Below are 10,462 nucleotides of genomic sequence, written 5' to 3'. Positions count from 1 at the left end.
GCGCAGCCCGCGACGCCCCGCCGCGTCCAGGCCGGGTGCCCGCGGCGCCTCGGCGGCCAGCGGCAACGCCAGCCACAACACCAGATAGACCAGCACCCCGATGCCCATGCTGGCGGTCAGCAGCACGAACCCGACCCGCAGCACCAGCGTCGGCCAGCCCAGATGGGCGGCCAAACCCGTGCACACGCCGGCCAGCCAGGCGGTGTCCAGCCGCCGGTCGGCGCGCTGAGGCGTCACCGGTACGGTGCGAAGTGGAGTCGTCATAGCGGGGTGCGTCGGAGGTCGGCTGGCCGACGCCTCTGGTTCAGTGTCGCGCGTGCGGCCTCCCCCGGCCAGCCAACCCGGCTTCCCGCACGGCCCTTTGGGGGTCGGCTCAGGGACGTTCCCCGATGGTTCGTCCGGACGCCTCGGCAACAGTGGTGGCCATGGAACTCACCCCGTTGCGCCGCGCGTCCTCGGGCGCCGTGCTCGGCGGCGTCTGTGCCGGGCTCGCCCGTCGCTGGCAGGTCGACCCGACCGTGCTGCGGATCGCGATGGTGCTGCTGGCCCTGCTCGGCGGGCTCGGCATCGCCTTCTATGTGGGTGCGCTGTTGCTGGTGCCCAAGGACGGATCCAGCGAGTTCCCACTCTATCGGCTGGCACCGTTCACCCGGTCATGGTCCCCGGCCGCCGCGATCGGCGCCGTGGTGGGCCTCGGCGTGCTGATCACCGTGGCGGTCGGATCCTGGCTGCCGTTCGGCCTGGCCCCCGTGGTCGGCCTCGGCTTCCTGTGGTACTTCGGCTTCCACCGGCGGCGCCATCCGCACCGCCCGGACGCCGCCGGCCAGCCCGGCAACGGCGCGCCGTCCGGTCAGAACGAGCTCGCCGGCCCGTCCGACACGGCTGCGCTGCCAACCGCATCCACGCCGTCCGCGCTGCCGCAGACCGACTTCGAACGAGCAGCCGCGGCGTGGCGTGAGCGGGTCGTCCAAGAGCGACAGGGCACGCCTGCGGGTGTATCGGACGTCTCGGCCGGCGATCCGCCCGCGACGCTCCCGCTGTACGAGTACCGGCCGACTCCGCCGCCTGCCGTCTCGAACTGGACGCCGCCCGCACCGCGGGCCACCCGGCGCCGTCCGAAGTGGCTGTGGCCGCTGGTGCTCTGCCTGCTCGGCGGCGGCCTCGCCACCCTGGCCGTGCTGTCGGTGGTGTTCGGCGTCATCGTTCCCCCGCTGGCCTATGCGGCCACCGTGCTCGGCGCGCTGGGCCTGGGCCTGCTGATCGCCGCCTTCGCCGGACGCCCCCGCGGCCTGCTGCCGCTGGCCGTGGTCGCCGGCCTGGTGACCATCGCGATGCTGGTGCCGGTGCCGCGTCCGGGCCGGGTCGGCACCGAGACCGTCAGCTACACCACGATGGCGCAGCTACCGACGACCGAACAGAACCACGGCGCCGGTGACGTGACCGTCAACCTCAGCGGACTGGACGTCACCGAAACCAGGCAGATCCAGTTCTCCCAGGGCGCCGGAACGCTGGCGGTGTCCCTGCCCACCACGGGCAACGTCATCGTCGAATGGTCGATCGGCGCCGGCGAGTACCACGGCCCGGACACCAGCCGCGACGGCATCGACCTCAAGGGCAACTATCAGCGCATCCTCACCCCGGGAGCACCCGTGCTCACCGTGGTGCTGCACACCGGCGTCGGCGAGGTGACGGTGTCATGAGGCGCATCGATGTCGCCGCGTTCAACGTGGGCCTGGTCAGCACCGGGCTGGCAGTGCTCGCCCTGTGCGCCGCATTCGGCACGGTCGACTGGAAACTCACCTCGATCGTCGCTCCCCTCGGCCTGGTCGTGATCGGCCTGGCCGGCCTTCTACTTTCCCGCAATTCGACGAAAGGAACCCGATGAACGGAAAGACCCTGACCCGCTCGACCACCGACAAATTTCTCGGCGGCGTCTGCGGCGGACTGGCCCGCTTCCTCAACCTGGACTCCGGGCTGGTCCGCATCCTGACCGTGCTGCTCGCCATCTTCACCCAGGTGGGCTGGATCGCCTACCTGGTGCTGTGGGCCGTGCTGCCCACCGAGGACGGCGGCCCCACCGGCTTCGATGAGGCCAAGAACGCCTTCGGCCAGGGCACCGGACGGTCCTCGGATCGTCCCGAGCAGAACCCTGACGACCTCCGCTGAACTGACCATGAAGGGCCCGGACGCCACGGCGTCCGGGCCCTTTCGTGTTGTGCCGGCGACTCAGTTTCACATCTCCCCCCTTGCCCGCGCCGTGTATGCGACCCTATGGTCGCGGGACGTCCGCGCAGCGAGGAGGCTGGCATGGAGCGCTTTCAGGGGTTGCTGGGAATCGCATTGATCCTGGGCATCATCGTGCTGATATCGAAGCACCGGAGCCGGATCAACTGGCGCATCGTCGGCTCAGGCCTCGCACTGCAGGCGCTCGTCGGCTTCCTGGTCATCAAATGGGCACCGGGCGCCTACGCGCTGGAGCAGTTCGCCAATGCGGTCACCGGCATCATCGGCTTCACCAGCGCGGGCACCGAGTTCGTCTTCGGCCCGCTGATCGACACCGACAAGATCGGTTTCGTCTTCGCCCTGCAGGTGCTGCCCGTCATCATCTTCTTCGGCGCCATCGTCGGCCTGCTCTACTACCTGCGCGTTCTGCAGTGGGTCATCGAGATCGTCGGCACCGCGCTGAAATGGGTGCTCGGCGCGTCCAAGATCGAGTCGGTGTGGGCCGCCACCGTGGTCGTCCTCGGCATGAGCGAGGCGCCGCTGGTGATCAAGCCCTACCTGCCGCGGCTGACCAAATCACAGCTGTTCCTCTGCATGGTCGGCGGCCTGGCCTCGGTGGCCGGCACGGTGCTGGTCGGCTACTCGCTGCTCGGCGCACCGATGCCCTACCTGCTCGCCGCCGCCGTGATGAACGCGCCCGGCTCGCTGCTGGTGGCCAAGGGCATGTGGCCCGAGACCGAGGAGTCCGACCTGGACGCCTCGGTGCGCGACGTCCACGACACCGAATCGGTGAACGTGATCGACTCGCTGGCCCGTGGTGCGCTGACCGGCGGCCATCTCGCCGTCATCGTCGGCTGCCTGCTGATCGCCTTCATCGCCGTGATCGCCCTGCTGAACGGGGCGCTGGGCGGCATCGGCGGCTGGTTCGGCATGCCGCAGCTCTCCTTCGACATGGTGTTCGGCTGGATCTTCGCACCCGTGGCGTGGCTGATCGGCGTCCCCTGGAACGAGGCGGCCGTCGCCGGCAACTTCATCGGACAGAAGACGGTGCTCAACGAGTTCGTCGCCTTCTCGAACTTCGGCCCGATGGTCGCCGCCGGGCAACTCGACCCGAAGACCACGCTGATCACCACCTTCGCGCTATGCGGCTTCGCCAACTTCGGCTCGATCGCGATCCTGGTCGGCTCGCTCGGGTCGCTGATCCCCGAGCGGCGCTCTGAGGTCGCCAAGTACGGCCTGCTCGCCCTGCTGGGTGCCACCATGACCAACCTGCTGAACGCCGCCATCGTGGGCGTCGTCGGCAGCTGACCCGAAGACTCCCCCACCGAGAAGACTCCCTCACCGAAAGGAGGGGCCATGGCCCCCCGTCCCGTCTACTTCGACTGCGACACCGGGATCGACGACGCGCTGGCGCTGGTCTACCTGATGGCCTCCCCCGAGATCGAACTGGCCGGCATCGGCACCGTCAGCGGCAACATCGACGCCAAGCGGGCGGCGGTCAACACCCTCGACCTGCTGGCGATGGGTGGCAAGACCGAGGTGCCGGTTGCGGTCGGTGCGATGGACCCGCTCACCCACAGCTTCAGCGGCGGGGTTCCGCACATCCATGGCCATAACGGCGTCGGTGACGTGGAGCTGCCGCACGCCGACCGGAAGCCGGAGGCGGAATCGGCGGCCGACATGCTGGTCCGGCTCGCCCACGAGCACCCCGGCGAGCTGGACGTGATCGCGATCGGTCCGCTGACCAACCTGGCCATCGCGCTCAAGCAGGATCCGTCGATCGCCGAACTGGTGCACGAGGTGTACATCATGGGCGGCGCGGCGCTGGTGCCGGGCAACCTCAGCGCGGTGGGCGAGGCGAACATCTGGAATGACCCTGAGGCGGCCCAGGCGGTGGTCGAGGCGCCCTGGCAGGTGGTGCTGGTGCCGCTCGACGTCACGCTGGAGAACGCCTTCGAGGAGTCCGACCGGGAGGCGCTGGCGGCGTCCGATTCGGCGCTCAACCGGGCCCTGGCCGACATTCTCAACCTGTACTTCGACTTCTACGTCGGCGAGTACGGACGCCGCATGTGCGCCCTACACGACCCGCTGGCAGCCGCGATCGCGACCGGCCAGATCACCGCGACCCGGGCGCCGAACGTGCCGGTGGTGGTGGACGACACCCAGGGGCCGGGCCGCGGCCAGACCATCTGCGACCTGCGCGGGCAACGCACCGGTACGCACGATGTCGAGGGCGCCCACGTCCGGGTGGTGCTGGACACCGACCAGCAGCTCGCACCGGTGCTGCTGGCGCGGCTGCTCGGCTACACCGGCTGATCGTCGTCATCCCGGGCTCGCCCCGAGATCGCAGCGCGAGCGGACCAACGCACCCGGGGACGGCGGAACTCTGTCATCCCAGGCTCGCCCCGGGATCTCGTTCGCGAGCGGCTATTCGGCTTGGCGTCACAGCTGCATGACCAGCGCGCCGTCGACGTCACGGAAGCCGAGCTGACGCAGATAGTCGGTGTGACCCGGCGCCGGGTTCTGCACCACCACGGTGCTGAACCCGGCGTCCCGAAGCTGCTTGGCACCGGGACCGGTGTACAACCAGGCCGCGATCCGCGAATCCCGGTAGGCGGCCATCACATAGTCCAGGGTGAGCCGCAGCGTGCTGCCGTCGCGGCGTCCGGCCAGAACGCCGGCAGGCAGCCCGTCGCGGATCGGCAGCAGCACGAAGTCCTCTTCGTGCAGCGAGTCGAAGCCCGGCCAGATGCGTCGGATGTCGTCGGCGTGGACGCGCAGGAAGTCCTCCAGGAACGGCGCGTCCGGTTCGATCGGGACGGCGCCGATCGACCGCCGCGGACCGAACTCGCGGCGCAGGAACCAGATGTTCACTCCGGCCACCGCCGCATTGGTCAGGATGATCGGAATGGACGGCAGCAGCGCGCCGTAGACCACGAAGATCAGCCCGCCGGTCATCGAGAGCAGCCGTAGCCGCACCACCGAGGTCATGGTGAGCGACAACACGATGAACGCCGAGGCGACGTACCCGATCACTTCCACCCAGCTCATCGCGGCAGCCTAGTGCCCCGGCCCCCAGCGAAGCGCCGATCAAGGCCCCTCGTCGTCATCCCGGACTTGATCCGGGATCACTCACTGGGATCTCTCCCGACTGAGATCCCGGGTCGGGGCCCGGGATGACGTGAATGATCAGCGATTCCTGCCGACGGTTGGGCTTTACCAAACCGACCACCGCTGGTTGAGCTTGTCGAAACCTGGATCTCGACAAAGCTCGATCGGCGGTGGCTGGGTCCTACCCGAATCGCCGGTACAGGTTGTTCATGAACCGCAGCTCCGGGTCGTGGCGGCGCTTCAACGCGAAGAACTCGTCGATCCGCGGGTAGGCGCGGGCCAGGTCCTCGCGGGAGTAGTGCTGCTGGTAGGGCAGGTAGAAGGTGCCGCCGGCGGCAAGCGCCCGGTCGACCAGGGTGCGGGTGAGGTCGGCCATGTCGCGGTTGCCCTCGGCGGAGACCTCCTGGCTCAGGTACAGCACCACCGAGTAGCGGTCGCCGCGGGCGTAGTCGAGCAGAATCGGCTCGGCATGCACCACCCGGACCGACGCGTGCAGCGCCACCGCCTGGCTGTCCTGCAGCGCCGCGGCGGTGTCGCGCAGGAACGGGACCAGGGCGTCCCGCGGCAGGAAGTACTCGTGCAGGATGTCGGTGTACTGCGGGATCGTGTGGCGCAGCAGTTTCAGGTCGCTGTACATCGCCTGGCTGCGTGACACCAGGCAGGCTTCGGCCGCCCGCAGCGCCTCGTTACGTGACGTGCCGCACTGCCGCAGTCGGGGCATCAGGTCGCGTTGCAGCGTCCACTTCAGCCATTGGGCCGGGCCGCGGTGCCGGGCCAGGTTGAACAGCAACCGGGCCGGCGGCGAGTCGGGCTCCTGCATCAGTTCGGGCCGCGGCTCGTCCGCGGAACCCGGGAACCGCGCATGGGTGTAGACGACCGCCTGGTCCAGCAACGGCGAGCCCGCGGTGGCCAGGTCCGCCGACATCAGCCGGTTGTTCTCGTCGGCCCCCAGGGCGTCCAGGACGTCGGGCAGGTCGGCGGTGGCCACCACCCGCTGCTCGAGCCGGTACACCTCATCCGGCACCGTGGCCAACTCCGCCTCGACGATGACGCCGAACAGCCCGTAACCCCCGATCACCGCATGGAACAGGTCGGGATCGCGATCGGCGTCCAGGGTCACGACGCTGCCGTCTGCTTTCATCAGCCGCAGGCTCCGGACGGTGCCGGCCAGCGAACCGGTGCGGAAATCGGTGCCGTGCGCGTTGACCGAAAGGGTGCCGCCCACGCTGAGCACGTCGATGCTCGGCATACCGGTCACCGAGAGCCCGTGCGGGTGCAACGCTTCGAGCACTTGCCGCCACAGCGCGCCGCCGCCGACCCGTACGGTGCCGGACGCCTCGTCGATGGTGATCCGGTTCATCGCGGTCATGTCGAGGATCAGCGCACCGGGCCACGACGCCTGCCCGCCCATGCTGTGCCGGGCACCGGACGGTGCCACCTTCAGGTCATGTTCGCGGGCGAAGGCCAAGGCCTTCCCCAGTTCGGCCTCATCGGCCGGCTGCGCCACCCCGTACACCGCGGTGCGGTTCAGGCAGCTGGCGTCGTTGACCGTGCCGCGCCGCTGCACCAGCCAGTCCGGGTCGGCGAAACCGGCCGGTGTCGCGGCGTCCGGGGCGGCGGCGAGTTGCCGGACGTTGCAGTCCTTCGGCCGCTGCGCCAGGGCACTGTAGACCTCGGCCATCGAGATGCCGTAGGAGAGCAGGATCAGGACGGCGAACACCGCGACGGCGTGCCGGGCGCGGAACCGGAGCGGACGCCGGCGCAGTCCGGTCGTTGCCACGGTGGTCGGTGTCCCGTCCTTCGGGGAAGCGCTGATCAACGCGACCTCCGCTGGTTGAGCTTGTCGAAACCCCTTGCCAGCATCAGGTCGTCCCAGGTCTCGACAAGCTCGACCAATGAAGTCAGCGATTCGTCACGGAGTCCAGCCGGCGAGCTGCTCGGCGGTCGGGTAGGAGTTCTGGGCGCCCTCGCCGGTGGCCGCGTAGGCACCGACCCGGACGGCGAACGCGGCCGCCTGCTCCAGGTCGTCGCCCGCGGCGATCCGGAAGGAGAAGGCCGCCAGGAAGGCGTCGCCGCAGCCGGTGGTATCGACCGGCTTCACCTTCGGCGAAGGGATCTGCTCCGAAGCCGTGCCGGCGTCCAGGTCGATGATTCGGGCGCCCTGGGCGCCGAGGGTGACCACGACCGTCCGGGGGCCGGAGGCGCCGAGCGCGGCGTTGGTGGCTTCGATCACCGACGTCCAGTCGCCGAGCGGGTCGAACTCGGCCTGACCGGTCAGGTCGGCCAGTTCGTGGTTGTTGACCAGCAGGGTGTCGACCAGGTCGAGCAGGTCGGCGCCCACCTTCATGTAGGGCGAGATGTTCAGCACGACCTTCGCGCCGCGCTCGCGGGCGTTGCGGGCGGCGGCTTTCACGGCGTCCAGCGACACCTCCAGGCACAGCGTCAGCACCGACGATGAGTCGGCGGTGGCGAAGAAGTCGGTGGCGGCGTTCACGTCGTCGGCGCTGAGCCGTCCGTTGGCGCCCGGGCTGACGATGATGCAGTTCTCACCGGCATCGTCGACGGCGATCATCGCCGAACCGGTGGAGACCCCCTCCAGTGCTTTGACCTGGCTGACGTCGACCCCGGCGTTCTTCAGGCTTTCCACCAGCATCGCGCCGTTGCCGTCGTCGCCGACACAACCGAGCATCGCCACGTCGCCGCCGAGCTTGCCGACCGCCGCGGCCTGGTTGGAGCTCTTCCCGCCCGGCACGATCACCAGGTCGGAGCCGGCCACCGTCTCCCCCGGGCCGGGAATCCGGGCGGTCCGCACCACCAGATCCGCATTCAAGGAACCGACAACCAACACGCGTCCGGACGCCATGACCCACTCCCCTTCGAGTTCGTCTGTAGGGGACGAACCTAGTGGACGCCGCCTCGGGCGGTCGAGGTGAGTGCCGGGGATTGGGCGGAGCGGCCATTACTGTCTGGTCATGCGACCCGATCAGTTGCCCCTGCTCACCAGCGTCTCGGCCCCGGCCCTGCACCCGGACGGTTCATGGGCGGTGGTCTCCACCAGCCGTCCCGACTTCGACGCCGACGGCTACGTCGGCCAGCTGTGGCGGGTGCCGTTGGACGGCTCCGGTCCGCGACGGCTGACCCGCGGCCAGCACGACAGCCAGCCCCGCTTCTCCCCCGACGGCACGCTGCTCGGCTTCCTCCGCGACGGCGCCAACGGACGCCCCCAGGTGCATCTGATCCCGAGCGCCGGCGGTGAGGCGGTGTGTGTGACCAACCAGCCGCTGGGCGTCTCGGACTTCGTCTTCTCGCCGGACGGCGGCACGCTCGCCTTCATCGCGCGGGTTCCGGCGGACGGCCGCTACGGCACCCTGGACGGGGTCGACGCCGCGCACGAGGATCCGCGGCAGATCACCACGCTGGCCTTCCAGGTCAACGGGCTCGGCTGGTCCCGGGATCGCCGCAACCAGCTGTTCGTCACCGACGTCCCGGACGTTTTCGGCGAGCCGCCGGTGCGTCCGATCGGACGTGCGGCACAGGATCTCAGCGCCGATGCGCTGCGCGACCACGGCGTCCCGGCGGCACGTCAGCTGACCAGCGCGGACACCGATCACCACGCGCCCTGCTTCACCGCCGACGGCAGCGCCGTCCTGGTGGCGGCGGGACGAACCGGCGAGCCGGAGAACCTGATCGACGACCTGCTGCGGGTGCCGGTGGACGGCGCCGAGACGAGCCGGCTCACCACTGGGTCGCTCAGTGTGGGCTCAGCGGTGCTGGTGGGCGACGCGGTCTGGTTCACCGCCGCCGACTTGGGCGAGTCGGGCTTGGAGTACGTGGCCGCCCAGCCGGGCGTGTACCGGTTGGGCGCGGAGGGGCCGGAGCGACTCACCGCCGAGGAGTTGCTGGTCACCGGCGAGTTGGCGCCGGACGGCGACGGCGTGCTGGCGATCACCGATCATCGCGGGGCGTCGCAGCTGCTCCGGGTGACCACCGACGGAGTCGAGGTGCTGATCGACGGCGGCGTGCTGCTGACCGGTGTTGCGGCGTCCGCGGGCCGGGTGGTGGCGTCCTATCGCGACGCGACCAGCTTCGGTGAGGTCGGGGTGCTGGAATCCGGTCAGCCGGTGACCGGGGGAACGGCCCCCACGGTCACGGTGCGGGCGGTCACCGATTTCGGGGCCGCGCTGCGGGAAGCGGTCGAGATCCGGCCGTCCCAGGAGCTCATCGCCACCGCGCCGGACGGGTACCCGGTGCACGGCTGGGTGGTGACGCCGGCCGGCGACGGGCCGCATCCGGTGCTGTTGATGATCCACGGCGGCCCGTTCGCCCAGTACACCTCGGCGTTCTTCGACGAAGCGCAGGTCTACGCCGAGGCGGGCTACGCGGTGGTGATGTGCAACCCGCGCGGCTCGGCCGGCTACGGGCCGCAGCACGGGCGGGCGATCCAGGACGCGTTCGGATCATTGGACGCCGCCGACGTGCTCGCCTTCCTCACCCACGCGATGGCGATGGTGCCGGGGCTGGACAGTGCCCGGGTCGGCATCATGGGCGGTTCGTACGGCGGCTACCTGACCGCCTGGATCATCGCCCACCACCACCGCTGGGCAGGTGCCATCGTGGAGCGCGGCTACCTCGACCCGGCGTCCTTCGTGGGTAGCTCGGACATCGGCTGGTACTTCCCGCAGCAGTACAACGGCTCGAAGGAACAGATGGACGCCCAGTCGCCGATGCTGCTCACCGACCGGGTAAGCACACCGACGTTCGTCATACATTCCGAGCAGGACCTGCGTTGCCCCTTGTCACAGGGCCTGCGCTACTACGCCCAACTGAAGCAGGCCGGCGTGGACGCCGAACTGCTGGTCTTCCCCGGCGAGAACCACGAGCTCTCCCGATCGGGAACCCCGTGGCATCGCCGGCAGCGCTTCGAGGCCATCCTGGACTGGTGGGCCCGACACCTGCCCGTCTGACACTCGGTATGACGGACGGGCCCCGGGGAGGGACCGTTGGTCGAGCTTGATGCTCCTATTGGTGTCAAGCGGTGTTGAGGTATTCGCGGTAGGTGTTGGTGAGGGTGATGTTGGGGCGGGTGCCGCGTTCGAGTTCGCTGATGCGGCTGGGGTTGGTGCCGAGG

The 10,462-nt window shown here is 69.7% G+C and carries 10 protein-coding genes; 6 read left to right on the top strand and 4 right to left on the bottom strand.

What is annotated here, in order from left to right:
• Nucleotides 1–264 (bottom strand): PspC domain-containing protein (locus QM624_RS08210; protein WP_415090654.1); only part of this gene is annotated, 264 nt, incomplete at its 3' end.
• 125 nt (nucleotides 265–389) lie between these two features.
• Here QM624_RS08210 and QM624_RS08205 point away from each other — a divergent pair.
• From QM624_RS08205 to QM624_RS08185, 5 genes are all read left to right on the top strand, one after another.
• Nucleotides 390–1,700 (top strand): PspC domain-containing protein, encoded by a 1,311-nt coding sequence (locus QM624_RS08205; RefSeq protein WP_415090652.1) that lies wholly within the window; start codon nucleotides 390–392, stop codon nucleotides 1,698–1,700.
• A complete protein-coding gene (locus QM624_RS08200) occupies nucleotides 1,697–1,885 on the top strand; it encodes a hypothetical protein (RefSeq protein ID WP_415090650.1) in 189 nt (62 codons plus the stop codon). The genes QM624_RS08205 and QM624_RS08200 overlap by 4 nt, the downstream gene beginning before the upstream one ends.
• Nucleotides 1,882–2,166: a PspC domain-containing protein gene (locus tag QM624_RS08195; protein WP_415090647.1), complete on the top strand. Its 285-nt coding sequence runs from the start codon at nucleotides 1,882–1,884 to the stop codon at nucleotides 2,164–2,166. The genes QM624_RS08200 and QM624_RS08195 overlap by 4 nt, the downstream gene beginning before the upstream one ends.
• Nucleotides 2,167–2,307: 141 nt before the next feature.
• Nucleotides 2,308–3,531, top strand: coding sequence for a NupC/NupG family nucleoside CNT transporter (locus QM624_RS08190; protein WP_415090645.1), 1,224 nt, complete (start codon nucleotides 2,308–2,310; stop codon nucleotides 3,529–3,531).
• A 48-nt stretch (nucleotides 3,532–3,579) separates the two neighbouring features.
• Nucleotides 3,580–4,539 (top strand): nucleoside hydrolase, encoded by a 960-nt coding sequence (locus QM624_RS08185; protein ID WP_415090642.1) that lies wholly within the window; start codon nucleotides 3,580–3,582, stop codon nucleotides 4,537–4,539.
• Between the two features lie 126 nt (nucleotides 4,540–4,665).
• Here the strand turns inward: QM624_RS08185 and QM624_RS08180 are convergent, their stop codons facing one another.
• The 3 genes from QM624_RS08180 to QM624_RS08170 form a co-directional block, all read right to left on the bottom strand.
• A complete protein-coding gene (locus QM624_RS08180; protein WP_415090640.1) occupies nucleotides 4,666–5,274 on the bottom strand; it encodes a hypothetical protein in 609 nt (202 codons plus the stop codon).
• Between the two features lie 241 nt (nucleotides 5,275–5,515).
• Nucleotides 5,516–7,114, bottom strand: coding sequence for an FAD-binding oxidoreductase (locus QM624_RS08175; RefSeq protein WP_415090638.1), 1,599 nt, complete (start codon nucleotides 7,112–7,114; stop codon nucleotides 5,516–5,518).
• 132 nt (nucleotides 7,115–7,246) lie between these two features.
• Complete coding sequence (locus QM624_RS08170) at nucleotides 7,247–8,197, bottom strand: ribokinase (RefSeq protein WP_415090636.1); 951 nt, start codon at nucleotides 8,195–8,197, stop codon at nucleotides 7,247–7,249.
• 109 nt (nucleotides 8,198–8,306) lie between these two features.
• On the opposite strand from QM624_RS08170, the gene QM624_RS08165 reads away from it, so the two are divergent.
• Nucleotides 8,307–10,298 (top strand): S9 family peptidase, encoded by a 1,992-nt coding sequence (locus QM624_RS08165; protein ID WP_415090634.1) that lies wholly within the window; start codon nucleotides 8,307–8,309, stop codon nucleotides 10,296–10,298.
• The last annotated feature ends 164 nt before the right edge of the window (nucleotides 10,299–10,462 follow it).

The organism is Micropruina sp. (assembly GCF_047606365.1).
In the GTDB taxonomy this organism is placed as follows: Bacteria; Actinomycetota; Actinomycetes; order Propionibacteriales; family Propionibacteriaceae; genus Micropruina.
This window is presented reverse-complemented; position numbering and strand designations above follow the sequence as displayed.